This window comes from Kordiimonas aquimaris, assembly GCF_025574485.1.
GTDB lineage: Bacteria > Pseudomonadota > Alphaproteobacteria > Sphingomonadales > Kordiimonadaceae > Kordiimonas > Kordiimonas aquimaris.
On the sequence record NZ_JAOBPO010000001.1, the window covers coordinates 701,039 to 727,001 of the forward strand.

General features: G+C 48.0%; 26 protein-coding genes. 22 read left to right on the forward strand and 4 right to left on the reverse strand.

Annotated elements, in window-relative coordinates:
- Positions 1 to 65 precede the first annotated feature (65 nt).
- Positions 66 to 626 (forward strand): NifU family protein, encoded by a 561-nt coding sequence (locus OEU88_RS03275; RefSeq protein WP_262693669.1) that lies wholly within the window; start codon positions 66 to 68, stop codon positions 624 to 626.
- Positions 627 to 644: 18 nt separating this feature from the next.
- Here OEU88_RS03275 and OEU88_RS03280 read toward each other — a convergent pair whose 3' ends face one another.
- Complete coding sequence (locus OEU88_RS03280) at positions 645 to 1,688, reverse strand: polysaccharide deacetylase family protein (RefSeq protein ID WP_262693670.1); 1,044 nt, start codon at positions 1,686 to 1,688, stop codon at positions 645 to 647.
- 128 nt (positions 1,689 to 1,816) lie between these two features.
- Here OEU88_RS03280 and OEU88_RS03285 point away from each other — a divergent pair, with 128 nt between their 5' ends.
- The 3 genes from OEU88_RS03285 to OEU88_RS03295 are packed head-to-tail and all read left to right on the forward strand — an operon-like array spanning position 1,817 to position 3,716.
- Positions 1,817 to 2,422: a malonic semialdehyde reductase gene (locus OEU88_RS03285; RefSeq protein WP_262693671.1), complete on the forward strand. Its 606-nt coding sequence runs from the start codon at positions 1,817 to 1,819 to the stop codon at positions 2,420 to 2,422.
- A 52-nt stretch (positions 2,423 to 2,474) separates the two neighbouring features.
- Positions 2,475 to 3,179: a tRNA (adenosine(37)-N6)-threonylcarbamoyltransferase complex dimerization subunit type 1 TsaB gene (gene tsaB / locus OEU88_RS03290; RefSeq protein ID WP_262693672.1), complete on the forward strand. Its 705-nt coding sequence runs from the start codon at positions 2,475 to 2,477 to the stop codon at positions 3,177 to 3,179.
- 39 nt (positions 3,180 to 3,218) lie between these two features.
- Entirely contained in the window at positions 3,219 to 3,716 is a 498-nt protein-coding gene (locus OEU88_RS03295; protein WP_262693673.1) for a GNAT family N-acetyltransferase, read from the forward strand.
- A 4-nt stretch (positions 3,717 to 3,720) separates the two neighbouring features.
- Here OEU88_RS03295 and OEU88_RS17665 read toward each other — a convergent pair whose 3' ends face one another.
- The gene (locus OEU88_RS17665) at positions 3,721 to 4,011 is read right to left on the reverse strand and encodes a sulfurtransferase TusA family protein (RefSeq protein WP_394805207.1); all 291 of its coding nucleotides are present in this window, start codon (positions 4,009 to 4,011) and stop codon (positions 3,721 to 3,723) included.
- Between the two features lie 278 nt (positions 4,012 to 4,289).
- Here OEU88_RS17665 and OEU88_RS03300 point away from each other — a divergent pair, with 278 nt between their 5' ends.
- The 17 genes from OEU88_RS03300 to OEU88_RS03380 all read left to right on the forward strand — a co-directional run bounded on the left by OEU88_RS03300 (position 4,290) and on the right by OEU88_RS03380 (position 23,665).
- Positions 4,290 to 4,715 (forward strand): Fur family transcriptional regulator, encoded by a 426-nt coding sequence (locus OEU88_RS03300; protein ID WP_262693674.1) that lies wholly within the window; start codon positions 4,290 to 4,292, stop codon positions 4,713 to 4,715.
- Positions 4,699 to 5,619, forward strand: a complete 921-nt coding sequence (locus OEU88_RS03305; RefSeq protein ID WP_262693675.1) for a lysophospholipid acyltransferase family protein — start codon at positions 4,699 to 4,701, stop codon at positions 5,617 to 5,619. Before OEU88_RS03300 ends, OEU88_RS03305 begins: the two co-directional genes overlap by 17 nt.
- Before the next feature lie 119 nt (positions 5,620 to 5,738).
- Positions 5,739 to 7,142, forward strand: coding sequence for a tRNA (N6-isopentenyl adenosine(37)-C2)-methylthiotransferase MiaB (miaB, locus tag OEU88_RS03310; RefSeq protein WP_262693676.1), 1,404 nt, complete (start codon positions 5,739 to 5,741; stop codon positions 7,140 to 7,142).
- A gap of 36 nt (positions 7,143 to 7,178) precedes the next feature.
- Positions 7,179 to 8,294, forward strand: a complete 1,116-nt coding sequence (locus tag OEU88_RS03315; RefSeq protein ID WP_262693677.1) for a PhoH family protein — start codon at positions 7,179 to 7,181, stop codon at positions 8,292 to 8,294.
- A 5-nt stretch (positions 8,295 to 8,299) separates the two neighbouring features.
- Positions 8,300 to 8,902, forward strand: coding sequence for an rRNA maturation RNase YbeY (gene ybeY, locus OEU88_RS03320; protein ID WP_262693678.1), 603 nt, complete (start codon positions 8,300 to 8,302; stop codon positions 8,900 to 8,902).
- Positions 8,892 to 9,890, forward strand: coding sequence for a hemolysin family protein (locus tag OEU88_RS03325; protein WP_262693679.1), 999 nt, complete (start codon positions 8,892 to 8,894; stop codon positions 9,888 to 9,890). Before ybeY ends, OEU88_RS03325 begins: the two co-directional genes overlap by 11 nt.
- On the forward strand, positions 9,890 to 11,548 hold the full coding sequence (gene lnt / locus OEU88_RS03330; RefSeq protein ID WP_262693680.1) for an apolipoprotein N-acyltransferase: 1,659 nt from the start codon (positions 9,890 to 9,892) through the stop codon (positions 11,546 to 11,548). Before OEU88_RS03325 ends, lnt begins: the two co-directional genes overlap by 1 nt.
- 112 nt (positions 11,549 to 11,660) lie before the next feature.
- Positions 11,661 to 12,401, forward strand: a complete 741-nt coding sequence (gene trmB / locus OEU88_RS03335; RefSeq protein WP_262693681.1) for a tRNA (guanine(46)-N(7))-methyltransferase TrmB — start codon at positions 11,661 to 11,663, stop codon at positions 12,399 to 12,401.
- Positions 12,402 to 12,591: 190 nt separating this feature from the next.
- On the forward strand, positions 12,592 to 13,104 hold the full coding sequence (gene rimP / locus OEU88_RS03340) for a ribosome maturation factor RimP (protein WP_262693682.1): 513 nt from the start codon (positions 12,592 to 12,594) through the stop codon (positions 13,102 to 13,104).
- A gap of 61 nt (positions 13,105 to 13,165) precedes the next feature.
- Complete coding sequence (nusA, locus tag OEU88_RS03345) at positions 13,166 to 14,776, forward strand: transcription termination factor NusA (protein WP_262693683.1); 1,611 nt, start codon at positions 13,166 to 13,168, stop codon at positions 14,774 to 14,776.
- A 23-nt stretch (positions 14,777 to 14,799) separates the two neighbouring features.
- Complete coding sequence (locus tag OEU88_RS03350; RefSeq protein WP_262693684.1) at positions 14,800 to 15,405, forward strand: DUF448 domain-containing protein; 606 nt, start codon at positions 14,800 to 14,802, stop codon at positions 15,403 to 15,405.
- Between the two features lie 36 nt (positions 15,406 to 15,441).
- Positions 15,442 to 18,039, forward strand: a complete 2,598-nt coding sequence (gene infB / locus OEU88_RS03355; protein ID WP_262693685.1) for a translation initiation factor IF-2 — start codon at positions 15,442 to 15,444, stop codon at positions 18,037 to 18,039.
- Positions 18,040 to 18,068: 29 nt separating this feature from the next.
- Complete coding sequence (gene rbfA, locus OEU88_RS03360; protein ID WP_262693686.1) at positions 18,069 to 18,479, forward strand: 30S ribosome-binding factor RbfA; 411 nt, start codon at positions 18,069 to 18,071, stop codon at positions 18,477 to 18,479.
- Positions 18,479 to 19,378 carry a tRNA pseudouridine(55) synthase TruB gene (gene truB, locus OEU88_RS03365; RefSeq protein WP_262693687.1) on the forward strand — a complete coding sequence of 300 codons (900 nt, stop codon included), beginning with the start codon at positions 18,479 to 18,481 and terminating at the stop codon, positions 19,376 to 19,378. Before rbfA ends, truB begins: the two co-directional genes overlap by 1 nt.
- 20 nt (positions 19,379 to 19,398) lie before the next feature.
- Positions 19,399 to 19,668, forward strand: coding sequence for a 30S ribosomal protein S15 (rpsO, locus tag OEU88_RS03370; RefSeq protein WP_262693688.1), 270 nt, complete (start codon positions 19,399 to 19,401; stop codon positions 19,666 to 19,668).
- 239 nt (positions 19,669 to 19,907) lie between these two features.
- Complete coding sequence (gene pnp, locus OEU88_RS03375) at positions 19,908 to 22,073, forward strand: polyribonucleotide nucleotidyltransferase (protein WP_262693689.1); 2,166 nt, start codon at positions 19,908 to 19,910, stop codon at positions 22,071 to 22,073.
- 197 nt (positions 22,074 to 22,270) lie between these two features.
- On the forward strand, positions 22,271 to 23,665 hold the full coding sequence (locus tag OEU88_RS03380) for an NAD(P)H-dependent flavin oxidoreductase (RefSeq protein WP_262693690.1): 1,395 nt from the start codon (positions 22,271 to 22,273) through the stop codon (positions 23,663 to 23,665).
- Positions 23,666 to 23,718: 53 nt separating this feature from the next.
- Here OEU88_RS03380 and OEU88_RS03385 read toward each other — a convergent pair whose 3' ends face one another.
- Positions 23,719 to 24,090 (reverse strand): hypothetical protein, encoded by a 372-nt coding sequence (locus tag OEU88_RS03385; protein WP_262693691.1) that lies wholly within the window; start codon positions 24,088 to 24,090, stop codon positions 23,719 to 23,721.
- Positions 24,091 to 24,214: 124 nt separating this feature from the next.
- Here OEU88_RS03385 and OEU88_RS03390 point away from each other — a divergent pair, with 124 nt between their 5' ends.
- Positions 24,215 to 24,592 carry a Rid family hydrolase gene (locus OEU88_RS03390; RefSeq protein ID WP_262693692.1) on the forward strand — a complete coding sequence of 126 codons (378 nt, stop codon included), beginning with the start codon at positions 24,215 to 24,217 and terminating at the stop codon, positions 24,590 to 24,592.
- Between the two features lie 14 nt (positions 24,593 to 24,606).
- Here OEU88_RS03390 and OEU88_RS03395 read toward each other — a convergent pair whose 3' ends face one another.
- Entirely contained in the window at positions 24,607 to 25,962 is a 1,356-nt protein-coding gene (locus OEU88_RS03395; RefSeq protein ID WP_262693693.1) for a serine hydrolase, read from the reverse strand.
- Position 25,963: the final 1 nt, after the last annotated feature.

The following is a 25,963-nucleotide window of genomic DNA, read 5'->3' on the forward strand; positions in this document are numbered from 1 at the left end:
GTCTTTATCCTTGACCTTTATGTCCTGACACACCAAATGTCTTTCAAATTATGAAGGATTTAGTCATGTTTGTTGAAACCGAGCACACACCCAACCCAGACACGTTGAAATTTCTGCCTGGTCAGGTTCTCCTTGAAGCTGGCACTGCAAACTTTCCCGATGCTGATGCGGCTCAGGCTTCTCCGTTAGCTATGGCAATGTTTGGCTTACCAAGTGTGACAGGTGTTTTCATTGGATATGATTTTATTACAATCACGAAATCAACAGAAGAAGACTGGGATGCGGTTAAGCCGAATGTGTTGGCTGGCTTGATGCAGTTTTTTGCTTCCGGTGCACCCGTTCTAACTATTACTGATCAAGCCAATGTCATGGCTGTGGACGACAGTGGTGAAGATGCAGATATCGTTGAGCAAATTAAAACACTTCTTGATGAAAAAGTGCGCCCTGCTGTGGCGGGTGATGGCGGCGACATTGTTTATCGCGGCTTCAAGGAAGGTGTTGTTTATCTGCAGATGCAGGGTGCTTGTTCTGGCTGTCCAAGTTCAACAATTACATTGAAGCATGGTATTGAAAATCTTCTAAAATACTATGTACCAGAAGTTGTTGATGTGCAGGCTGTTGAATAACTTGGTGTGCTGAATGGCTCAGTCCAGACGGCCGCCAGCTAAGTAAAAAAACTGTCCCAACCAATACCAACGGCCATTACCCGCTGGTAATGTGCAGTTTATACGGCTGCGTCCTCGTGGAAACGGTGGATCAAACCGTACCTCCATGCGTGTTTGTCCAATTGTGATCAGTTCTGCGGGTGCGCCAAGGTGACTTGGATAACATGCCATTGCGCCGAGCCCTGTCACTGATCCATCAACGGTAAAGCCGAATACCGGCGGGTTAGCTGCGTCGCTTAACACTGGAGAGGCAGGTGTAATGTCTTCAACCGGCAGTGCAAGCGCGTTGGTGATAAGGCGAAATCTGTCAATGTTGCCAAAGCGTTCGTTAACAGGAAAACGTGGCAGAACGTATGGGTCACTCCAGTGTGCGGCTGGGCCAGAATATTGAGCAAAACCCGCCACAAAACCCAGCTCCTCAATCGCATCGCGCAATGCAGGGCTATACTCTCCGTATGGATAGGCAAACATATCAGGCACAAAGCCAAGTTCTGTTTGAAAGCGACCACTGGCGCGGCGCATATCTGCAAGCGCTGCGTCAAGGCCTGCATGGATCATGTGCAGGTGACTTGCCGTATGGTGTGCTATTTCGACACCTTCATCCCGCAGCGCACGGATGTCATCCCACGACATATAATTGGGATTATTTTCATCAATTGGATCTGTGGACACAAACAGTGTCATAGGTAAGCCTGCCGCCTTTAGGCGAGGCCATGCTTCATCGAATACCGACTTGTATGCATCATCAACAGTGATGGCAACGGTGCGCTCAGGTAGCGGCTCTTTATTCTTCAAGCTTTGAACAATCGCTGAAAGTGGCAAGACATTATAGTTCCCTGAGGTTAAATGCGCGATCTGGGTTTCAAACTGATCTAGTCGAATGTTCGTGGTCGGGAGGGTATCTTCGCCGAATCTATGATATAATAAAACAACAGCAGATTTATCTTCAGCGATTGCTGGGCTGAGTGTGCTTGTGAAAAGCAACAGCGTGGCAACCAAATGATAAATATACTTATGAAACATCTATAACTCTCACAAATTGAAGCTCAAGCTTGCCTTGTTTGTCGTGAACTGGCAAGACGAGCAAAATATTTTATACTTTCACGCACACATCATGAACCATTGTTGTGCAGTAAGAAAATGGAGCATTTATGGCAGATTTTCCATATACAACGCCGCTGGATAAGGCTGCGCTTGACCAGTTATTCACTGAAGCGCGAACAATTAATGCATGGCGCGATACGCCCGTGTCTGACCAACAGTTGCAACACTTGTATGACCTGACAAAAATGGGCCCCACGAGTGCGAATTGCAGCCCTGCACGTTTTTACTTTGTGAAAAGTGAAGAAGCGAAGCTTAAGCTTAAGCCGCTTTTAATGGCAGGTAATGATGAAAAGATGATGCAAGCGCCGGTGACAGTTATCATTGCTAACGATATGGCATTCGCCGACAAAATACCTGAACTGTTTCCTCATAACCCTGATGCCAAGAATTGGTTCGCAGACTCTGGTGTTGCTGCTGAAACAGCAATGCGTAATGGTACATTACAGGGCGGCTATCTGATGCTTGCGGCGCGCAGTATTGGTTTGCACTGTGGCCCGATGTCAGGGTTTGATGCTGCGGGTGTTGATGCAGCGTTTTTTGCAGGTACCCAGTATCGTTCTAATTTCATTTGCACACTTGGGTACGGGAAGACGGAAGATATTTTCCCTCGCAGTCCGCGGCTCAGTTTTGCTGATGCTGCAAAGATACTTTGAGTGAGTGATGCATGATCATTCAGTTTTCTGAAATTTTGAAAAGCGTCAACACATGCTGCTAGCCATTGATACCAGCGAACAGACGTGTAGTGCGGCCTTGGTCGATATTGGGGACCGGGTGGTTTCAAAACGCTCGGAAAACATTGGCCGTGGGCATGCGGAACGTTTGCTACCATTAATCGGCGAGATATTAGCTGAAACTGGCTCTAGTTATAACGATATCAAACGCCTTGCTGTTACGACAGGTCCAGGTACCTTCACTGGACTGCGGGTGGGTTTATCTGCTGCGCGTGGTATTGCACTTGCTAACAAGATCGCGTGCATTGGTTTGTCAGGTTTGCAGGTGTTGGCGGCTCAAGCGCAAAATAGTGCGGGCTGCATGGGTGAGCATATACATGCTGTGATAACGGGTCGCGGTGGTCAGGTTTTTCATCAAGCGTTTAAGGGTGTTGATGAGCAAGGTATGCCGCAACCCATAATGCAACCAGTTAATCAAGATGCCGATATTGTTGCGGGCCATATGAAAACATTGCCAGGGCTTGTAATAGGGAGCGGCCGTGCTGTGCTTGTGCAAGCCGGTTTCGAAGATGTTTTAAGTGGTGTTACATTGGAAAATACATCAGTTATTGATCCTGCGCAGCTAGGGCTAATGGCTTGGTCATTGAACCCTGAGAATTATAGGCCCGAACCGCTTTATCTGCGTGATGCAGACGCCAAAAAAGCTGTTCCTATTCTTCCTGTCAATTCTGCTCGTTAAAACATGTGTGTTGTAGAAAAAAGCGATGTAGATGTTCATGTGGTGTCACTCGCCGCGGAAGGAACGGGCTCTGCGCCTATCGCCATGCGAGAGCCTACAGCAAGTTTTTTTGAGGCACTTTCAGGCATACACAAAGATGCTTTTGCAGCTTTAGATGAAGAGGGCTGGTCAGGGTCTTCGATTGAAGACTTGTATAATCATGAAGGGGTTAGTTTCTTTATTGCCGCTATTGGTGATGCGCCAAAAGCCTTTGCTATTGTGCGAGCAGTGGCAGGCGAAGCGGAATTGTTGACCATCGCAACCAACCCTCAGGCGCAAAATAAAGGTCTGTCCGTTGTGATTTTGAATAAAATAATCGCTCACTTAAAGCGTGGTAGGATTGACCGTTTATTTTTGGAAGTGAGGTCTGACAATGCGCCCGCATTAGGCCTTTATAAGAAAGCTGGTTTTAAAAATATGGGTGTGCGCAAAAACTATTATAAAACAAGGGCTGGTGTGCTTTTTGACGCATGCACACTTGTTAAAAATATCCGTTAGGATATTATTTTTTAACCTGTACAGATATAATTATGACCCGCGGTTCATGAGAGTTGTCATCGTCTCTCTCGAAATCATGATGAGTATTTTTTCTGGTTGCAACGAGATGGCCAAGACTTTTGACTGACCTTACAAGTGGTTCATTAGCCTTGGTGTTGTCAAAAACTACTGTAAATTCAGCATTATCAGGCAATTGGTCAGCATGTATTCTCAATTTCACAAATGCCATGGGGCAGTAAACACCCCGAAGGTCCAAGTCTATTTCTGAGAAATTTGGCTGCATGTTATCATTCATTAGTTGGGTGAAGTCCCGTTTATAGATGTCAAAGTATGATCAAGTCACCTGTGTTTCAATAATTTTGCTGCCTTGCGTCGCGCATATTAGCAGTAACTTATCTCAAGCGTCTCAATATGTGTTCAGCCTTTATCTTGACAGGTTGAAATTAAAGATAGCGAAACACGGCACTTTGATGCTTGCTGTTCTTGCGCTTCAGTGCGGTCTGTGCCATTGTCATGGCATCATTATTTCGAGCAAATAACTGTACAAACCATATTCAGGAGCACGTGTACAATATGCCCACGCAGCAACCAGACATAGAAGCGCTTTGCCTTGAAAAAGGCATGAGAATGACTGACCAGCGACGGGTGATTGCCAAGGTGTTAACTGACGCTACGGATCACCCTGACGTGGAAGAGGTGTATCGGCGTTCAACAGTTGTGGATAGCGGTATTAGTATTGCCACAGTATATCGTACGGTTCGCCTGTTTGAGGAAGCAGGTATTCTGGAGAGACACGATTTTCGTGATGGGCGCTCCAGGTATGAGCCTGCAACCGAAGACCATCATGATCATTTGATTAATGTTGAAACCGGTGAAGTACTTGAGTTTCACAATGATGAAATAGAAAAATTGCAAGAAGAGATCGCGAAGCGTATGGGGTTCAAGCTCGTCGATCACCGCATGGAACTGTATGGTATCCCCATTGAAAAAGATAAGTGACCCAAATACTGACGCTTCATCGCCGGTTGAATACGGCGGATTAAAGTCTAATCTTAGGGCAGAAGGTTGGTCTGCACTGGGTATTGGTCGTGTTGCGGCTATTATGACGGCGTCTGTTCCTCTTATTTCTGTACAATATGTAATGGCGCGTTTCTCCAAGCGGTTTTGGTGGCCTATTGCTGGCCTATGGCATCGCACGATGTGTCGTATTCTTGGTATCGACGTGCGCCTTGTTGGTGCTCCTGCAACGGACGGTGTTACTTTGTATGCAGCCAACCATATCTCATGGCTCGACATTATTGTGCTGGGTGGTCAGTTGAAAAATGCCAGCTTCATTGCAAAATCCGAAGTAGCAGGCTGGGGATTGCTCGGCACACTATGTGGTCTTCATAAAACTGTTTTTGTTAATCGTGCGCGCAGAACAGACAGTGCGCGCCAGCGTGATGAACTTGCAGGCCGTATCGCTGAAGGGCATAGTTTGATTTTGTTCCCTGAAGGTACGAATACAAGCGGTATTGATGTGGCGCCTTTCAAGTCGGCTCTTTTTTCTGTTGCCGAGCGCGCAGATGAAGTGTCTGAGGCGCCGTTTAAGATACAGCCAATTACGGTTGCGTATATTGAAGTTAATGACATGCCTCTGGTGCGCAGTCAGAAGCCTTGGGTCGCATGGCTTGGCGATGTGGAGCTTTTCAGCCACCTGCGGCAATTCACGGGCCGGGCCAAAACGGCAGTTACAATTGAATTTCATGAGCCTGTAACGCTCTCAGAGGCTGGTTCCCGAAAAGAACTGGCGCAGTATTGTGAAGCACGCGTTAAAGAAGGCTTGGAGCGTGCGCATCGTGCAGAACTTAGATTTGGCCCGCGTGAGCTTCTACGCTCGGCTCCTTCACCAGAAGCAGGTTAGCTCTCTGTTTTGTGTTGGCTACGCTTGACTCTTGCGCAGGCGGTGCTAGTGTCCGGCACCTTTTTCAGGGTGTGTAAAACCTGTTTAGAAATGCCTATTATAAAGAGCAAGGACTGACCGTGAGTAAAAAAGTTTTCATTAAGACCTATGGGTGTCAAATGAATGTCTATGATTCAAAACGCATGGCAGACGTTTTGAAGCCGCACGGTTACAGTGTTTCAGAATCGTCAGATGATGCTGACTTGGTCATTTTGAACACCTGTCACATTCGCGAAAAAGCTGCCGAAAAGGTATATTCTGAGATTGGTCGTTTGAAGCAGATTAAAACGGCTAAAGCTGCTCAGGGTAATGACATGTACATTGCTGTCGCGGGCTGCGTTGCACAGGCTGAGGGGCCTGAGATGATGCGCCGGGCGCCAACCATTGATATGGTTTTGGGGCCGCAAACTTATCACCGCCTGCCGGACATGCTTAAAACGGCTGGTGAGCAGCGTGCGGCAGGACGCAACAGTGCGCGAGTTTTGGATACAGAGTTTCCAACAGAAACCAAGTTTGATCATTTGCCGGAAGAAAGCGCCTACAGTGGGCCTGCGGCATTTCTGACTGTTCAGGAAGGGTGCGATAAATTCTGTACTTTCTGTGTGGTGCCGTACACGCGCGGTGCAGAATATAGTCGCCCAATTGCAGATATTGTTGAAGAAGCAAAACGATTGGTCGCTTCTGGTGTGGTCGAAATCACATTGCTAGGCCAAAATGTAAACGCATATCACGGCGCACTTGCTGACGGTGGCACGGCTAACCTCGGTGATCTTATTCACGCGCTTGATCAAATCGAAGGACTTGGTCGTATCCGTTATACTACCTCGCATCCGCGCGATATGGATGATACGCTTATCAATGCCCACAGGGATGTTGCATCGTGCATGCCTTATTTGCATTTGCCGGTGCAAAGTGGCTCCAATGCTATTCTTGATGCCATGAACCGCAAACATACACGCGAGAGTTATTTCGATATCATTGACCGTTTGCGTGCTGCACGGCCTGATATTGCTTTATCATCTGACTTTATTGTCGGGTTCCCGGGTGAAACCGACCAAGATTTTGAAGACACGCTTGATCTGGTCCGCCGCGTTAAATATGCGCAGGCATATAGCTTTAAATACAGTCCGCGCCCCGGCACACCTGCTTCAGTGATTGAACAACAAGTAGACGAAAGCGTTAAGTCTGAACGGCTTGCTCGCTTGCAGGCGCTTTTGAATGAGCACCAACTTGAGTTCAACACTAATTCTATTGGTCGTGAAATGGACATTTTGCTAGAGCGTGAAGGTAAGCTGGAAGGTCAGTTGTTGGGCCGTAGCCCATATTTGCAGGCTGTGCATGTAGATGTCACATCACATGAAAACACGCTGGACGCGGACGCTGATAAACCATACAGTGGTTTTATGGGCAAGTTGGTGCGGGTTCGGATTACCGAAGCGGGACCAAATAGCCTGAAGGGTGAACTTGTCGGCGCCCTGCATTAAGCCGGGCGTGGGCCTTTAAGGAGCCGCAAGCCAGATATGTATGCCAAAGTCAGCTCAAAGAGCGACAAAACCGGTAATGATAAGTCCGGTAAAGTGGGGCGCGCACCGCAGCCTCATCATTCTGCCCACCAACGATCTGAAATTCGCAAGAAAACGTTTGAATTTGAAGATAATCGCATAGCCGCGGTTGTCTTTGGGCAACATGATCGCAATCTTGCGCGCATCGAACAACAGCTTGGTGTGGTGCTGATTAACCGAGGCAACCGTGTTGCAGTTGAAGGGTCAGCGGAGCGTACGGAGATTGCCCATCGTGTGCTGAGTGACCTTGAAGAACTGGCGAAGCAAGGTGTCGAGATTGACCCTGGCCAAGTGGACGGCGCTGTCCGTATGGCTGATGGTATACCGCCTGCAAATGATGGCCTTGGTGGTGAAGCCTCTGCGCAACAAGCATCACCTGAAGAACGCCCCATGCAGCCTAAAGGCAGTGACATGAAAATCACGACGCGCAACCGGGTGATTATGCCGCGTTCTCCCGGGCAGGCGGATTATATTTCCAATCTTGCTACGTGTGAAATGGTGTTTGGTGTTGGGCCTGCTGGAACAGGGAAGACATATTTGGCTGTTGCGATGGCTGTTGCGCGTATGTTGGCAGGTGAGATCGATCGTATTATTTTGTCTCGGCCTGCTGTTGAAGCGGGTGAAAACCTTGGGTTTTTGCCAGGTGATCTTAAAGACAAGGTTGATCCGTATCTGCGCCCACTTTATGATGCGCTTTATGACATGATGCCTGCTGAGCAGGTTGAAAAACGCCTTGCCAGTAACCAGATTGAGATTGCGCCTCTTGCATACATGCGCGGGCGTACACTATCGAATGCATTTGTCATTCTGGATGAGGCTCAAAATACAACACCGATGCAAATGAAGATGTTTTTGACCCGTTTTGGTGAAAATAGCCGTATGGCAATTTGCGGTGACCCTAGTCAAATTGACTTGCCGCCAAGTATTAAGTCCGGCCTTAAGCACGCCCTTGATAAGCTTCGTGGTGTGGACGGTATTGCTGTTACACGTTTTGATCGCCGTGATGTTGTGCGTCATCCTTTGGTGGGGCGTATTGTTGAAGCTTACGGCGATGATGATGGTCGTTACGGATAAAAGATATGCCTAACCCGCTTGGTGCACTGGCACCTTCAGATGATCCTTCATCGAGTATCACCGGCCTCGGCATCACTGCTGAGGCTGAACATCTCAATATAGATATAGATATTGAAGATCACGGCCTCGGTAAAGCTGAAACAGTTGAGGCTGTATTGCGCTTGGCTACTACACATGCGGTAACTGCATGTGTTAACGGTAACCTTCCACCAGCAGAACTTTACGTGCGCGTTGTGAATGCTGATGACAGTCAGCAATTAAACGGTGAGTATCGCGGCAAGGATAAACCAACAAACGTGTTGTCCTTTCCGGCGATTGAGCCTGATTTTATTGATATTGCGATTGAGCAGGCTTTGGCTGACGGTCCGCCAGTAATGCTCGGTGACATTATTATTGCCGCACCTGTTATTATTGAAGAAGCGAAAACGCAAAAGAAACACGTTAATGACCATCTGGCTCATATGGTTGTGCATGGTGTTTTGCATCTTTTTGGGCATGATCACATTAATGATCAGGATGCGCAGATTATGGAAGACCTTGAGCGCAATATATTGTCAGGCATTGGCATTGCTGATCCCTACCAAGAAGAGTTTACCGATGACAGATAGTCGCCCTACTGAAAATACTAATAACAATACAGACGCCAATGCAGAATCGTCGGGTATTTTCACATCGCTGCGTACCCTTTTTGGCGTGAAGACCGGTGAAACGTCGCTGCGTGAAAGCCTTGAGGAAGCGATTGTTGAACATGATGAGGGCAGCGGCGGTGAAAGTCTCGGCGATAAAGAACGTGAGATGTTGTTTAATGTGCTTGAGTACGGCGCCCTCCGCGTAGGTGATGTGATGGTACCACGTGCAGATATTATTTCTGTGCCTAACGATATTTCTTTCCCGGATTTGATGAAAGTATTTGCCGAGGCTGCACATTCCCGCATGCCTGTTTACCGTGAAACACTGGATGATGTTGTCGGTATGGTGCATGTGAAAGACACCTTGAAGGTTGTCGTTGAAGGTAAGAATTCAGATGCCTTTTCTCTGTCGTCTATTCGCCGACCTGTCCTTTATGTGCCAGCGTCCATGCGTGTTATTGATCTGCTTGGTAAGATGAGTGCATCCCGCACGCATATGGCAGTTGTGGTTGATGAATACGGTGGCACTGACGGCCTTGTTACCGTGGAAGATATGGTTGAGGAAATTGTCGGTGAGATTGACGATGAACATGACGAGATTGAAGCACCGGATTTAGTGCCGTTGCCTGAGGGACGTTATGATGCAGATGCGCGTATTGATGTGGAAGAACTTGAAGAGGCGCTTGGTGTTGAGTTAACGCCTGAAGAGCGCGGCGAAGATGTAGACACGTTAGGTGGTTTGGTGTTTTTGCTGGGCGACCGCGTCCCGGACATTGGTGAAATTATTGAGCACGAGACGGGCTATAAGTTTGAGGTGCTGGATGCTGACCCGCGCCGCATTAAAAAGATACGTATACACCCACCTGGACGAAGAAAAGCTGCAGCAAAACCACCTGCGTCCAAAGTTGAAAACTCAGTACACAATGCCACAAGTACAGAAACGCCCAAGAGCGAAAAATCTGAGTAATGGCAGCGCAACTTATCAACGAAACGGGTCAATCTGATCCAGCGAAAGCTGGCAGATTTGACTTACTATTTGTTCGTTTAGCGCAATGGCTGAGCGAGGCACCGTCTTGGCGGTTTCCAATTATAGCCTTCATTTTGGGTTTTCTGGTTTCGCGTGGTTTCGCGCCGGTGAACTTTTTCCCGGCTATTTTCGTGGCCATTCCGTTGATGATTTTTCTGATCGACCAAGTAAAATCAGGCCGACAAGCTTTTGCCGTTGGCTGGTGGGTTGGTTTCGGTTTGTTTTCTGTTGGTCTGACGTGGATCGGTCATTCTTTCACACAACAGGATAATGTACCGGTTATATTGGCGCCATTTGCAATCTTTGCGCTCGCTGGTTTGATGGCAATTTATGTTGGTTTGTCATTCTGGGTGTGCTGGCGCCTGTGGGTGCCTAGCGCATGGCGCATTCTATTATTCGCGAGTGTCTGGTTGCTGTTTGAGTTTGCGCGCGGCTACTTGTTTACCGGGTTTCCGTGGCACCTTGTGGGAACTATTTGGGCTGATTGGCTGCCTGTTGCACAGTTGGCCAGTTTGGGAACAGTTTACGGTTTGTCAGGTCTTACCGTTTTGGCTGCTGCTGTTCCTGCTGCGTTTATAGGTGTGCGCAGAACAGTGCCTGGTTCAATTGTCTCACTCGTTCCTTTGGCGGCGCTTATCATTGGTGCGTTCTGGGGTCAGGCTCGGCTTGAGAGTGGTAAAACGAGTTTCGAGCTGGGTGTTTCGCTAAAGCTTGTGCAAGCTAACGTGAGGCAGCGTGAAAAATGGCTTTCTCATTTGATTGACGACCACTTTGATAAGCATATGAGCTTGTCGCGTGGTGGTAACGAAAAAGGCAAAGCCGAAGGCACAAAGCTGTTGATTTGGCCTGAAACAGCTGTCCAGCGGGAAAACTTTGACCGCGAAGGTTCGTTGTTGCGATGGCGTATGTCCCGGGTGCTTGATTTTGGTGCCTACGCAATAACAGGCGCGCCGCGCTATGAACGCACAGATGCTGGTATCAAGTTTTATAACAGTTTGATCGCGTTTAATTCGCGCGGGCAGCTTTATGCGCGGTATGACAAGCGCCACCTTGTGCCGTTTGGCGAATATTTACCCTTTGAGGGTTTGCTTCAGTTTTTTGGATTATCTCAGCTCACGGGGGGGTCTGCTTTTTCATCTGGTACAGGTATGAAGACATATGGCCTGCCCGGGGTGCCATCGTTTACACCTATGATTTGCTATGAGATCATTTTCCCTGGTCGGACGCCAACCGGTAAAGACCGCCCTGGATGGTTGCTTAATATAACCAACGATGGCTGGTTCGGTGTTACAAATGGTCCATACCAGCATCTGGGTTTGGCTCGTTTTCGCGCTATTGAGGAAGGATTGCCTGTTATACGGTCTGCGAGTACAGGCGTAAGCGCGGTTATTGACGCATATGGCCGCACTGTTTCCAGCTTGTCGCTGGATAAACAGGGAGTGCTTGACAGTCCATTACCGCATGCCATTGAAGCGCCTGCTTACAATACAAGCCTGAAGTTAATGCTGACCTTTGGTCTCACGGCTTTTGTGGCTTTGATGTTTGCGATCGCGGCGTTTGTTCGCCTGCGTAATCAACACGCGTCTGCGGAGCTTTAAGTCGTACAGGTTAAAATCACTTTGCCTCAATTTGCACTATGGGATATACGAGCGCAGCAGTATTTAAGCTGAACACTGTACGGCAGATAATATCAGGATGGACGCAGTAAGAATGGCATCTGAAGAGAAAAGTTTTTTGCGACCAGAGCATCGCTTTTTTGGGCGCCGCAAAGGACCTGCTTTATCTGATCGAAAGCAGTCATTGATCGATGATTTCCTGCCGACAATTTCTGTGCCCATTGAAGACCCAACTTCTGATCAGATTGTATTACTTAATCTGGACGAGCTATTCCCTCAAAAGCCGCGTGCGATTTGGTTGGAAATCGGGTTTGGAAAAGGTGAGCATTTAGCGTGGCAGGCGACAAACAATGCAGATGTTGGTCATATCGGCTGCGAGCCATATATGAACGGCGTTGCCGGTTTGCTTAGCCATCTTTATGACAACAAGATTGATAACGTGCGTGTTTACGGTGACGATGCACGGCATGTCATCAAGCGGTTACCTGACGCGTCTGTGGAGCGTGTATTTTTACTGCACCCAGACCCGTGGCCTAAGCGCAGGCATGCACGGCGTCGGTTTGTGAATCGGTTTAACCTAAATGAACTTGCTCGCATTTTAGTAGATGGCGGCGAGTTCCGTGTCGGTACTGATCACCCCATTTACCGAGAGTGGACAGCTCTGCAAATGGCAAACCGTGATGATTTTGAATGGTTGGCTGCGGGCCCTGATGATTGGTTGGTCAGGCCGGATGACTGGCCTGAAACGCGCTATGAAGCTAAGGCTTTGGAGGGGCATGCCACTTATTTCAGGTTCAAACGAATGCCGCGCAGCGTCTCCAAGACTGCAGCGTAGCGGCGTTATTTTGTTGAATATTTATGAAACCTATATTTCTGGGTTGCGGCTTCGCCGACTTGGGAGTATATAAAAGCCACTTTTCCTGAATCGACGGTATTATTTAGGAAGCGGGGTTCTCTCCGCTTTGCCATAGTGCACACCTAATGTCTTACTGCGCATTTTAGGATATAATGAGAAGGAATACGACGTGACAGAGGCGTCTGTTCAGATTGAGGAGCTAATCAAATCCACCGTTGAAGGGTTGGGGTTTGAATTGGTGCGCGTGACATATGGCGGTGGGCGTAAGCCTACACTGCAAATTATGGCCGAACGCCCGGATGGTACGATGGGTGTTGAGGACTGCGCTACGCTTTCGCGTGAAGTGTCTCTTATTCTGGATGTCGAAGATCCGTTGCCGGGTGAGTATTTGCTGGAAGTAAGTTCACCTGGTGTTGACCGGCCTCTGACGCGCAAGAAAGACTTTGAACGTTGGGTTGGTTTTGAGACAAAGGTTGAGCTTGAGAACCAAATCGATGGCAGACGGCGCTTCAAAGGCCGTATGACTGCATTCAATGGTAGTGAAATTGTCTTGGACACCGATGAGGGGCAGGTTGTTTTGCCATACAGTGATGTCGCGAAGGCGAAACTGATTTTGACGGACGAGTTATTGGAGGCGGTGCAAAAAATTGCATCAACAGAAACAAGCGGCGCAGTAAATTAGCCGCGTAAAGTTAACAACGGCTAACGAGGGCATGTCTCTCTTAAGCGATGGAGTATAAGTGATGGCAACAGCTGTCAGTGCAAACAGACTAGAATTGCTGCAAATTGCAGAATTGGTTGCGCGTGAAAAAGTTATCGACAAGGACATTGTTCTTGAAGCGATGGAAGACGCTATTCAAAAGGCGGCCCGTTCTAGGTATGGCGCGGAAAATGAAATTCGTGCGCAGATTGACAAAAACACTGGCGACATTCGTCTGTTTCGTGTGCTTGAAGTTGTTGAGGAAGTTGAAGAACCTGCGGTTCAAATCAGCCTTGAGGATGCACGCAAAGACAAAGAAGACGCTGAAGTTGGCGACTATCTGGCATCTAGTTTGCCACCAATGGATTTTGGACGTATTGCGGCACAAACGGCAAAACAGGTCATTGTTCAGAAGGTACGTGATGCTGAGCGTCAGCGTCAGTATGAAGAATTTAAAGACCGTGTAGGTGAGATCACTACTGGTGTTGTTAAGCGTGTTGAATACGGCAATGTGATCGTTGATCTGGGTAGCGCAGAAGCTGTAATGCGCCGTGATCAAGTTATTCCGCGTGAGCACGTTCGCCAGAATGAGCGTATGCGCGGCTTTATTTATGAAGTACGCCGTGAAAACCGTGGCCCGCAAATCTTCATGACGCGCACAAGACCTGAGTTTATGGGCGCATTGTTTGCGCAAGAAGTGCCTGAGATTTATGACGGTATTATCGAGATTCGGTCAGTAGCACGTGACCCGGGTAGCCGTGCCAAAATCGCTGTTATCTCGAATGACAGTTCTATTGATCCGGTTGGTGCGTGTGTTGGTATGCGTGGTAGCCGCGTGCAGGCGGTTGTTAATGAGCTGCAAGGCGAGAAGATCGATATTATTCCATGGTCTCCTGATGTAGCGTCCTTTATTGTGAATGCATTGCAGCCTGCTGAAGTGGCAAAAGTGGTTCTTGATGAAGAACGCACGCGTGTTGAGGTTGTTGTTCCTGATGAGCAGCTGTCGCTAGCGATTGGTCGTCGTGGTCAGAACGTACGTCTTGCATCACAATTGACTGGTTGGACAATTGACATCATGACGGAAGCTGAAGAAAGCGAACGCCGTCAGGAAGAGTTTATGGCGCAAAGCGCTCGCTTCATGGAAGCGCTCGATGTTGATGATACGCTTGCACATTTGCTTGTTGCTGAAGGCTTCACCGAGGTTGAAGAAGTTGCTTACGTAGAACTTGAAGAGCTTCTGGCTGTTGAAGGCTTTGATGAAGATCTGGCTGGTGAGCTACAGCGCCGTGCTGGTGATTTCCTTGAGGCTGAAGCACGTGCCGCTGATGAAAAGCGGATTGAAATGGGTGTTGAAGATGCCCTTGCCGATGTTGAAGGTTTGACGCCGCAAATGCTTGTTGCTCTTGGTGAGGAGCAGGTAAAGACATTGGAAGACTTTGCCGGTTGTGCTGCTGATGAGCTGACAAGCAAAGAAGACGGTATTTTACGCAAGTTCCCGCTGACCGAAGAAGAAGCCAGCACAATGGTGATGACGGCGCGTGTGGTACTTGGCTGGCTGTCTGCTGAAGAAGCATTCCCTGCTCCGGAAGAAGTGGTGGAAGAAACTTCAGAGGCTGAGGAAGTTGAAGCCGCAGCTGAGCAAGAGGCAGAATAACCGAAGTAAGCAAGGGTCACCATATGCCTGAACGGCGCTGTATATTGACCTTTGATACTTTGCCAGTTGAGCAGCTGGTGCGTTTGGTGCAAGGCCCTGACGGGGTGTTAGTGCCGGATGTTGCGGCAAAACTGCCAGGGCGTGGACTATGGGTTAAATCGGATGGCATATCCATTCGTGATGCTGTAAAAAGCGGCCAGTTTGCTAAGGCCGTGAGTCGGTCTTTGAAAGCCGGAGTGCCGAAAAGTACGGTGCCGGGTGATTTGGCCGAATTAATTACGCGGTTGTTAACCAAGCGTTGCCTTGACAGGCTGGGGTTGGAGCAACGATCGGGAAACCTGATTACAGGTTTCGACAAGATTGGCGCGGCGCTAACTAAAAAAGGAACAGGTGTTCCAGCTTTGGTTTTAGCGGCGAGTGACGGTGCTGATGATGGTCGGCGGAAAATAAGATCAGCTGTTGGACATGATGTCCCTGTCGTTGATCTGTTTGACCGTGAGCAACTTTCGGCGTCACTAGGACGCGATAATGTGGTACATGCTTTGCTAATGCAAAGTGGCGGTGCTGATAAATTGAAGGCTGATATTGGCCGACTGGAGGGGATGATCAAAGTTGATCAATCCCGTTAAGCGCAAACTAAAAAGCGCAGAGGAACGAAGAATAGTATGAGTGACGATAAGAAATTAACATTGTCTGGACGTTCGACCCTTGGTGTTGGAAAAGGTGTCGAAACTGGTCAAGTTCGTCAAAATTTCAGCCATGGCCGCAGCAAATCGGTTGTGGTTGAACGCAAGAAAAAGCGTATCCTCGTTAAAGGTGGAGCGCCCGCTGAGGCGCCTCAAGCACCAGAAACGCCAGCGCCGCAAGCGCCTAAAGCCTATGTGCCAAAGAAAAAGCCATCTTCCGGTGGTCGTTCATTGACAGATGCCGAGCTTGAAAACCGTCAACGTGTTCTGGGCGAAGCGCAGAAACGCGAAGAAGAAGAGGCGAAGCAACGCGCTGTTCTTGAAGCTGAACGCAAGAAGCGCGAAGCTGCTGCCGCTGCGGCATATGACGAAGAGGCTGATGCGCGCCAAAAAGCTGAAGCCGATGCCAAGAAAAAAGCTGAAGAAGCAGCACGGATAAAAGCTGAGGAAGAAGCCGCGAAGAAACTTGCGGATGACACAGCCACACGTGAAAAAGCCGAAGCTGAAGCGCGGCAGAAAGCTGAACTTGAAGCGCGTGCCGTACAGCTTAAAAAGGCAAGTGAAGCGCGCCAAGCTGGCGGTGAAACTACTGAAGCACGCAGTAAGCCTAAACGTAAAGACAAAAAGGCCGGACCATCACAAGACCGTAATGCGCGTCCGCGTGGTCGTGACAATGATCGTGGGCGTCGTGGCAGGCTTACTATTTCAACAGCAACGGCTGGTGATGAGCGTCAGCGTTCTTTGGCTGCCTACAAACGTGCGCAAGCTAAAAAGCGTGCAGCCGAAATGGGTGGTGCACAGCCACAGCAGCGCCAATCACGTGAAATTACGGTACCTGAAGCAATTTCTGTTCAGGAGCTAGCGCAGCGGATGGCAGAAAAAGCAACCGCTGTAATGAAAGCGCTGATGAAGCTGGATATTATTGCTACGATCAATGATACGCTCGATCAAGATACGGCGCAGCTAGTTGTTGAAGAATTTGGTCACACGGCTAAACGCGTAAGCGAAGCTGATGTGGAAATTGGCCTGGTTGGTGACGAGGACAGTGAACAAGATCTGCTGCCGCGTGCGCCGATTGTAACTGTTATGGGCCATGTTGATCACGGTAAAACGTCATTGCTTGATGCGCTGCGTAAAGCCAACGTTGTATCTGGTGAAGCGGGCGGCATAACACAACATATTGGTGCTTACCAGGTTGCAGATGAAAACGGTGACAAGATCACATTCCTGGATACGCCGGGTCACGCTGCCTTTACGCAAATGCGTGCGCGTGGTGCGAGTGTTACAGATATTGTTATTCTTGTTGTAGCTGCTGATGATGGCGTCATGCCGCAAACTATTGAAGCTATCAACCATTCGAAAGCCGCCGGTGTGCCGATGATTGTGGCAATCAATAAAATGGACCGTGAAGGTGCAGATCCTACACGTGTGCGTAATGAATTGCTGCAGCATGAAGTTGTTCTGGAAACTTTCCAGGGTGATACGCAGGAAGTTGAAGTGTCAGCGTTGACAGGCGCAGGCTTGGACAAGTTGCGCGAAGCTATTGCGCTGCAAGCTGAAATTCTTGAATTGAAAGCCAACCCTGATCGCGAGGCCGAAGGCGTTGTAGTTGAGGCCAAGCTTGATAAAGGCCGCGGCCCTGTTGCAACGGTGCTTGTACAGCGCGGTACACTACGTGTTGGCGACATTTTTGTTGCTGGGGCTGAATCTGGCCGTGTGCGCGCACTTGTTAATGATCAAGGCAAACAAGTTAAAGAAGCTGGTCCAAGCGAGCCAGTGGAAGTGCTTGGCTTGAACGGTGCTCCTGGTGCTGGTGATGACTTCTCTGTTGTGGAGAATGAAGCGCGTGCACGTGAAGTTGCAACATATCGTACAGACTTGGCGCGTAAGAAACGCCAAGCTGCATCTGCTGCGCCGAAAACGCTTGAGAGTATCTTCTCTAATCTTAAGGAAGCTGATGGCCAGCAAGCCTTTGATGTTGTGATTAAGGGCGATGTTCAAGGTTCGGTTGAAGCGATTACGCAAGCACTGGAGAAGTCGGGTAACGACGATATTAAATGCCGCGTTGTGCACGGTGCTGTTGGTGGTATCACTGAAGCTGATATAACGCTTGCGCAAGCATCGAATGCACTGGTTATCGGCTTTAACGTACGACCTAACAAACAGGCCCGTGACGCTGCCGAGGCTGAGGGTATTACAATTAAATACTACTCAATCATCTATGATCTGATTGATGACGTGAAATCAGCGATGGCTGGTCAACTTGGACCTGAGTTCAAAGAAAATGTTATTGGCCGCGCAGACATCAAAGATGCCTTCCAGGCTGGTAAAGCAGGCAAGGCCGCTGGTTGTATGGTGATCGAGGGCTCTATTCGTAACGACCTTAAAGCCCGCATCCTACGTGATGATGTGATCATTTATACCGGTCAGATCGAAAATCTGCGTCGCTTTAAAGATGATGTGAAAGAAGTGAAATCTGGTCAGGAATGTGGTCTGACATTTGAAAATTATCATGATTTCAAATCAGGCGATGTGCTTGAAGTATTTGAACTTGAAGAAATCGAGCGTGTTCTTTAACACCGCTCGGTTTTATTGAGAGTTTAACCATGTCAAAAAGAGATCATCAGCAGGCCGCAGGGCCGAGCTTGCGCTTGTTGCGTGTTGGCGAAAATGTGCGGCACGCTATTGCCTCCATACTTGCGCGCGGTGATGTGCAGGACCCGGACCTTGATGGTCAGTCAGTCACAGTGTCTGAAGTGCGGATAAGTCCTGATCTACGCAACGCCACAGTTTTTGTGATGCCTTTAGGCGGTGACCCTAAGGGCGTTATCACGAAGGCACTAAACAAAAACAGTGCACACATTCGCGGTGAAATGAGCAAAGCCGTGCATATGAAATATATGCCGCAGCTTCGATTTAAAATTGACGAAAGCTTCGATGAGGCCAGTCATATTGATGCGCTGTTGCGTGATCCTAAAGTACGCAAAGACCTTAAGGCCGGCGAAGGCGACGCTTAATGGCGCGCAAACGTAAGGGCGACAAAGTTGATGGCTGGTTGGTTGTTGATAAACCAGCGGACTTTTCCAGTGCAAAAATTGTGGCGATTGCCAAGCGTATTTTCAATGCTCAAAAGGTTGGCCATGGTGGCACACTTGATCCATTAGCGACCGGTATTTTACCCGTCGGCTTTGGTGAAGCTACTAAAACAATGCCTTATATTGTTGATGCAACCAAAGAGTATCAGTTTACAGTAAAATGGGGAACAGCTACCGATTCGGATGACTGTGAGGGCGAAATTACACAATCAGGTGGTCATGTACCAAGTGTCGCAGATGTTGAGGCTGTGCTTGATGAATTTGTTGGTACCATAGAGCAGGTACCGCCCATATACAGCGCAATCAAGGTCGATGGCAAGCGCGCCTATGCATTGGCTCGCGCAGGTGTCGATGTGGAAATAAAACCCAGAAGCGTTGAAATTCAATCACTTAAGCATGTTTCATTTAACGCAGACACAGGAGAATCTGAATTTCATGTAGTGTGCGGAAAAGGTACATATGTGCGATCTCTTGGCCGTGATATAGCGCTGAAATTGGGCACTTACGGCCATATTACCGTGCTGAGACGAACGCGTGTGGGTCCGTTTAGTTTAGATGCTGCGATTTCGCTGGAAAAGCTGGAAGACATGCGCCATAGTGCGCGCGCTGCGGGCGATTTGCAGCCAATTACGACGGCGCTGGACGACATCTTGGCGCTCGCCGTAACGGCTCAGGAAGCTGCCGACATCAAAATGGGTCGGTCAATCCAAAACCCCAAAGCTAAGCAGGGCGTTTGCTTACTTGTGAACGGTGATATACCGGTCGCGATTGCAGAAGCCGAGGGCGAGAATATTCGTCCACTGCGGGTCTTCAATATGTAAATTTTGTTAGGAGAAGATCGATGTCGATTACTGCTGAAAAGAAACAAGAACTTATCAATGAATACGCTGTTAAAGAAGGCGATACCGGTTCACCGGAAGTACAATGCGCTATCTTGTCTTCACGTATTTCTACGCTGACTGAACACTTTAAAGACCACAAGAAGGATAACCATTCTCGCCGTGGTCTGATCAAGATGGTTAACCAGCGTCGTAAACTTCTTGATTATTTAAAAGGTAAAGATGCCGCGCGTTATAAAACGCTTATCGGGCGTCTTGGTCTACGTAAGTAGACTGATCAATAAGGCCGGTCCTGATGGGTCGGCCTTCTTGCTTTTAGGCCTGATCGTTTAGGCCGGGTATATCGGGAATGAATTGGCGGCGTTAGCTCGCCTTCCTATACAAAAAGCAAGTCATTTCGCCGTGACATGGGGTTGTGGCGGAAACATTCTGAAAGAAGCATACCCAAGGGGGTATGCGAGGCTTTCCGGCTCATGAATGCGATAACCGGAAGCCTTTGAAAGGTAAAAATATGTTTGATATTCATCGCAAAGAAATTGAATGGGGTGGCCGTACCCTAACACTAGAAACTGGTCATGTTGCCCGCCAAGCTGGCGGTGCGGTTATGGCTTCATACGGCGATACGACTGTTCTTTGTACCGTGGTTGGTGCACGTTCTGTTAAGCCGGGTCAGGACTTTTTCCCGCTAACAGTAAATTACACCGAGAAATATTATGCCGCTGGTAAAATTCCAGGTGGCTTTTTCAAACGTGAAGGTCGCCCAAGCGAAAAAGAAACGCTGATCTGTCGTTTGATCGATCGTCCGATCCGTCCATTGTTCCCTGATGGGTTCAAAAATGAAGTACAGATTATCTGTACAGTTGTGAGCCATGATCTTGAAAACGATAGCGATATTGTTGCCATGATTGGTGCCTCTGCGGCTCTTACGCTTTCTGGTTTGCCGTTCTTCGGCCCTATTGCTGGTGCTAAGGTTGGCTACATTGACGGCGAATATGTGCTCAATCCAACTATCGAGCAAATCAAAGAAGAGAGCGACCTTGAACTGGTTGTTGCCGGTACACATGATGCCGTTCTTATGGTTGAATCTGAGGCAAACGAACTGTCTGAAGATGTGATGCTTGGTGCTGTAATGTACGGTCATCAAGAATTCCAAAAAGTTATCGACGGTATCATCGAACTTGCTGAAGTTGCTGCAAAAGAGCCTTGGGAGCTTCCTGAAGGTCCAGACACAACTGCCTTGAAAGCAAAAATTGCTGAAGTAGCTGAAGCAGATATGCGCGCTGCATACGAAATTAAAGTGAAGCAAGAGCGTTCGGGTCGTATTGCAGAAATCAAAGCTGCCGTTAAAGAAGCAACGGCTGACATGGTTGCGGAAAACGATGATCTGACAGATGCAATGGTTGCTGACCTGACCAAGAAGCTTGAAAGCAGCATTGTTCGCGGTGACATCCTTGAAACAGGTACACGTATCGATGGCCGAGCTCTTGATGATGTGCGCGACATTGAAGCAATGGCTGGTATTTTGCCACGCACACACGGTTCTGCATTGTTCACACGCGGTGAAACACAGGGTCTTGTGGTTGCTACGCTTGGTACAGGTGAAGACGAGCAGATCATTGATCAGCTTGAGGGATCTTACCGTTCCAAGTTTATGCTGCATTATAACTTCCCGCCATTTTCTGTTGGTGAGTGTGGCCGTGTAGGCTTTACGGGTCGCCGTGAAGTTGGTCATGGTAAACTTGCATGGCGTGCAGTGCAGGCTGTTTTGCCTGATGCGGAAGAATTCCCGTATACAATTCGCCTTGTGTCAGAGATCACTGAATCAAATGGTTCGTCTTCAATGGCGACAGTGTGTGGTTCATCGCTTGCTATGATGGATGCCGGTGTTCCTATCACGCGCCCGGTTTCCGGTATTGCGATGGGGTTGATTAAAGAAGGCGATAAGTTTGCTGTTCTTTCTGATATCCTTGGTGATGAAGATCATCTCGGCGACATGGACTTTAAAGTTGCTGGTACCGAGAAAGGCCTGACAGCCCTTCAAATGGATATTAAAATCCAAGGTATCACGAAAGAGATCATGGAAGTTGCGCTTGAGCAAGCAAGTCGTGGTCGTGCATATATTCTTGATGAGATGGACAAAGGTCTTTCAGGTGCGCGTACTGAGCTTTCCGAGCACGCACCGCGCATTGAGACGATGAAGATCCCATCGGACAAAATCCGTGAAGTGATTGGTACTGGTGGTAAAGTGATCCGTGAGATCGTTGAGAAAACTGGTGCTAAGGTGAACATCGATGATGATGGCACAATCAAGATTGCATCAAGCGTAGCCTCTGAGATTGAAGCAGCCAAAGCATGGATCACCGGCATTGTTGCCGAGCCTGAAGTTGGCACCATCTACAAAGGTAAAGTGGTTCGTATTATGGACTTCGGTGCGTTTGTAAACTTCATGGGTAGCCGTGACGGTCTTGTGCATATCTCTGAACTGGTTGAAGAACGTGTTGAGAAAGTAACCGACGTTGTCAAAGAAGGCGACGAAGTTTACGTGAAGTGCCTGGAAATTGATGGCCGCGGCAAAGTGCGTTTGTCGATGCGTGTTGTTGATCAGGAAACTGGTGAAGACGATCCAAATGCTGCACCGCCAAAGTCTGGCCCAAGCAAAGGTCCACGCCGTAACTAGGTGTTGAAATTAAGAACGCGTTAAAGCGTTCGTAAAAATGAAACTGGTGTGTATTATAATCACGCCAGTTTCCGATTGGGGCGCGTTGTAATGTTATGCAGCGCAAAGCCGTTGGACAGTCAGCTGACCGAAACAATTGGTCTGTATGTTGAATGGAAATGCTTTGCATGTCACAGGCAGAGCGACGGGAGTACTAAATGAGTTTTAACCTGAATGCGATCAGGCTTGGCGGCAAGGAAGTGCTGCCTCTTATTGAAGGTGGCAAAGGTGTCGCTATTTCAACAGGTGCTAGTTCAGGCCCATGGGCCGGTGCGGGCGGTGTCGGTACAATTTCGGCTGTTATTGCAGACCAGTATGACGCACACGGTAATGTGGAAACGCACGAATATAATGGCCGTACGCGTGCGGATCGCCATGAAGAAATGATTGCTTACTCTGTAAAAGGCACCATTGATCAGGTGCGTAAGGCTTGGGAAATTTCCAAGGGCGAAGGTCATATCAACATTAACATGCTTTGGGAAGTTGGCAGCGCACAGCGCATCCTTCACGAAGTTTTGGAAAAAACAAAAGGCATGATTCACGGCGTTACGTGTGGTGCCGGCATGCCCTTTAAGCTTGGTGAGCTCGCCAGCAAATACGGTGCACACTATTACCCTATCGTTTCGTCGGGCCGTGCGTTTGGTTTGTTGTGGCGCCGGGCCTACAAAAATGCTGCCGAGAAACTTGGCGGGGTTGTGTATGAAGATCCATGGCTTGCTGGTGGGCATAATGGCCTGTCGAATGCAGAAGACCCAACGAAGCCGGGTGATCCATACCCACGTGTATTGGAACTGCGTAACATTATGCGCAAGCTTGGCCTCGGTGAAACACCAATTATCATGGCCGGTGGTGTCTGGAACCTGAAAGAGTGGAAAGACTGGATCGACAACAAGGAACTTGGCCCGATCATGTTCCAGTTCGGTACGCGCCCACTCCTGACGAAGGAAAGCCAGATTTCAGATAAGTGGAAAAAGAAACTGCTTGAATTGAAGCAGGGCGATATTCTTTTGCAGAATTTTAGCCCAACTGGCTTTTTCTCTAGTGCACTTAAGAACAGCTTTATTGGTGAACTGGTGCAGCGCAATGACCGCCAGGTTGAGTTCAGCGCGAAGCCTACGGACGAGTTTTGCGTTGAGTTGACGGTTGATCGCAAGAAATATTACGTTTGCGGCGACTCAGCTGAGAAAGCGCAAAAATGGATTGATGCTGGTTATACCAAAGCAATGAAAACTCCAGGTGATAGTCTGATTTTCACTACTCCTGAGAAGTGTGCAGAGATCAGAAAAGACCAGGCAGATTGCGTTGGCTGCTTAAGCCAGTGTCGTTTTTCTAGTTGGGCAACCAACGAGAAAAACTCTACAGGACGCCTTGCTGACCCGCGTAGTTTCTGCATTCAGAAGACGCTTGAGGATGTTGCGCATGAAGGCAGTATTGACGATAACCTTGTTTTTGCCGGCCACAATGCGTTCCGGTTTGGCTCTGATCCGTTTTACTCGAATGGCTTTGTGCCTACAGTGAAGCAGTTGGTTGATCGCATTATTACGGGTGACTAATACGCGATTATTCATATCGTATCGCAGTGAAATAAACCCGGTTAGCGTCGGGTTTATTTTGTTTTAGGCTTTAGTAGGCCTGCTGTAATCAACAACATACCTGCAGCAACCAACATCAGCTCTGGTAAGAACGGCCCAATATAATAAAACATCATTGCTGCATCGATGATGGGTGTTATGCCGATAAGTATGAGCAATCTTTGCATAGTCGGGCTTCCTTTGAAGCCAATTATGATAGCGATAATGGAAAACACGATTAGATGAGATGTGAATGTTATCCATAATGGTTTTACAGCGGCGCTAAAGAAAGGCGATTGGATTGCGGTAGCGGCCTGTGATGCTAGGTCAGTTGCGCTGATATGTAAAAAGCTAGTAATAAAAATTAGTAGGCTACCAATAGTAACGAGCACTTTGTTGAATGACATAAGCTGGTTCCTTAATGTGCCACTGAAGGTTTGATGCTAGGTTACAAATGCCGGAGCAGCAATGAGTGCGACTAATTAGCCCGATTAGGTTTCCGTGTAGTTGTGAGAATTCAGGAAGAATAACATGCGTAAAAATATTAGTTCCGGTTATGCCTCTGAGGATGAATATGGATATTCCCGCGCAGTTCGTGTTGGTAACCATGTTTTCGTTTCAGGGACAACTGCCCGCGGCGCTGACCTTGATGCTGGCGTGTTCGAACAGGCCGAGGCTGCCCTGAATATTATTAAGTCCGCGCTTATTGAAGCGGGTGCCAGCATGAGTGACGTGGTTCGTACCGTGACTTATGTAACCGATATGGAAAACGAACCCGGTGTAGCAAAGGCACATTCAAATGCTTTTGGCCATATAGGCCCTGCTAGCACCATTGTTGAGGTACAGAAACTTTCACCCAAGCAGGCACTCGTTGAAATTCAGGTTGATGCTGTAATTAGTGAATTTTAAACCCCATGATGCCTCTATCTTATTTTCTTTGCTGGGTGATCGCCGCCTTGATGTAAAATTAGAGAAATTACTTTGCCATTTTTCTCAACAAAAGTCAGGGAAGCGTCCACTATTTTATAAAAGAACTCTGTATTTGACTTGGCAAAAACGGGAGTTTTTTGCTGTCCTGTTGCTTGTGCAAAGAGTTGTCCATCTTCTTCGGTGATGGAGAGGATAAAGTTTGGTGCAAGTTGATAATCACCTGTATATTGTTTTAAGCGTTCTGGAGCCAAAGATATCTCTTCCGAGCTAATATAACCAAGATTCTTCGTATCGCCGTTTAAGATGTTTACACCAAGCATATCTACATCATCTAGAGAGTTTGCCAGGATTACTACACCGCGGTCTTTCTGACTGTTAAAACCGATAAATGACCGATAGCCGCCCGTTCCCCCGTTATGCCAAGTCACTGAGCTATCACCATTTTTTTGTATGAGCCAAGCAAGCCCGATTGATAAACCTGCTGTAGTATCGAAATCATTTTGAAATTGATGGCTCATTTTTATTGCACTTGAAAGCGGAGAGGCTTCTGGCTTCATGTTGGCTGATAGATACAGCATCATATCTGTAATCGTTGATCTTAGTGCACCTGCACCTGCGAGTGTTGGTAAATCCCAATGGGATGTCGACTTGCCGAGTTGGTTATGTCCATTGGTAAGGTGATGACTTTTTGTTCTTGGAATAGTAATCGTAGTATCATTCATTCCCAATGGTTTTAGTATACGTTCAGTAACGACTTGTTCGTAAGGCATGTTTGCCTTGAGAGACAGTATATGACCCAGCAAACCCATGCCTAAATTTGAGTATTCTGCTTTAGTGCCGATTTCATACATTAGTTCGTAGCTAGACAGAAAATCATACATGTCTTGTATTGTGTAATCCGCATACGGATTTGCAATGTTGGTGGGTTTTAGATTACTCGGTAAGCGAGGTAATGCTGACGTATGAGTTGCTAAATGCCGCAGTGTTATATGATTTCCTTCGTACATCGGTATTCTAACGGTTTCAGGGAGATACTTTGAAATCCGATCATCAAGCTGAACCTCACCATTCAACACCATTTCAGAAAGTAAAATGCCGGTCATGGTTTTGGTGATTGAGCCAATTTCAAATATACTGTCTTTATCAATAGGCCTGCTGGTCGTTTTGTTGGCATCGCCTAAAATCAATAGGCCCTTTTGATCCATATTAACGATTCCAACAGCGAGTCCTGCGTAATATTCGGCGCTCGTGCGGGTATCCAGGGCTGCTTCAATTTTCTGTAAATCCAATGGCTCTGGGGTGTTAACCATAAAAAGAGCAAGGGCTGTTCCGATTGTGAGAATGCTCATG

Excerpts from the sequence above, each read along its gene's own strand:
- truB (WP_262693687.1), top strand. The coding sequence starts at position 18,479 with ATGGCGCGCAAACGTAAGGGCGACAAAGTTGATGGCTGGTTGGTTGTT.
- OEU88_RS03315 (WP_262693677.1), top strand. The coding sequence starts at position 7,179 with ATGTATGCCAAAGTCAGCTCAAAGAGCGACAAAACCGGTAATGATAAG.
- nusA (WP_262693683.1), top strand. The coding sequence starts at position 13,166 with ATGGCAACAGCTGTCAGTGCAAACAGACTAGAATTGCTGCAAATTGCA.
- infB (WP_262693685.1), top strand. The coding sequence starts at position 15,442 with ATGAGTGACGATAAGAAATTAACATTGTCTGGACGTTCGACCCTTGGT.
- trmB (WP_262693681.1), top strand. The coding sequence starts at position 11,661 with ATGGCATCTGAAGAGAAAAGTTTTTTGCGACCAGAGCATCGCTTTTTT.
- lnt (WP_262693680.1), top strand. The coding sequence starts at position 9,890 with ATGGCAGCGCAACTTATCAACGAAACGGGTCAATCTGATCCAGCGAAA.
- rbfA (WP_262693686.1), top strand. The coding sequence starts at position 18,069 with ATGTCAAAAAGAGATCATCAGCAGGCCGCAGGGCCGAGCTTGCGCTTG.
- OEU88_RS03300 (WP_262693674.1), top strand. The coding sequence starts at position 4,290 with ATGCCCACGCAGCAACCAGACATAGAAGCGCTTTGCCTTGAAAAAGGC.
- OEU88_RS17665 (WP_394805207.1), bottom strand. The coding sequence starts at position 4,011 with ATGAATGATAACATGCAGCCAAATTTCTCAGAAATAGACTTGGACCTT.
- OEU88_RS03390 (WP_262693692.1), top strand. The coding sequence starts at position 24,215 with ATGCGTAAAAATATTAGTTCCGGTTATGCCTCTGAGGATGAATATGGA.
- rpsO (WP_262693688.1), top strand. The coding sequence starts at position 19,399 with ATGTCGATTACTGCTGAAAAGAAACAAGAACTTATCAATGAATACGCT.
- ybeY (WP_262693678.1), top strand. The coding sequence starts at position 8,300 with ATGCCTAACCCGCTTGGTGCACTGGCACCTTCAGATGATCCTTCATCG.
- OEU88_RS03280 (WP_262693670.1), bottom strand. The coding sequence starts at position 1,688 with ATGTTTCATAAGTATATTTATCATTTGGTTGCCACGCTGTTGCTTTTC.
- OEU88_RS03275 (WP_262693669.1), top strand. The coding sequence starts at position 66 with ATGTTTGTTGAAACCGAGCACACACCCAACCCAGACACGTTGAAATTT.
- pnp (WP_262693689.1), top strand. The coding sequence starts at position 19,908 with ATGTTTGATATTCATCGCAAAGAAATTGAATGGGGTGGCCGTACCCTA.
- OEU88_RS03325 (WP_262693679.1), top strand. The coding sequence starts at position 8,892 with ATGACAGATAGTCGCCCTACTGAAAATACTAATAACAATACAGACGCC.
- OEU88_RS03380 (WP_262693690.1), top strand. The coding sequence starts at position 22,271 with ATGAGTTTTAACCTGAATGCGATCAGGCTTGGCGGCAAGGAAGTGCTG.
- OEU88_RS03385 (WP_262693691.1), bottom strand. The coding sequence starts at position 24,090 with ATGTCATTCAACAAAGTGCTCGTTACTATTGGTAGCCTACTAATTTTT.
- tsaB (WP_262693672.1), top strand. The coding sequence starts at position 2,475 with ATGCTGCTAGCCATTGATACCAGCGAACAGACGTGTAGTGCGGCCTTG.
- OEU88_RS03395 (WP_262693693.1), bottom strand. The coding sequence starts at position 25,962 with ATGAGCATTCTCACAATCGGAACAGCCCTTGCTCTTTTTATGGTTAAC.
- OEU88_RS03350 (WP_262693684.1), top strand. The coding sequence starts at position 14,800 with ATGCCTGAACGGCGCTGTATATTGACCTTTGATACTTTGCCAGTTGAG.
- OEU88_RS03285 (WP_262693671.1), top strand. The coding sequence starts at position 1,817 with ATGGCAGATTTTCCATATACAACGCCGCTGGATAAGGCTGCGCTTGAC.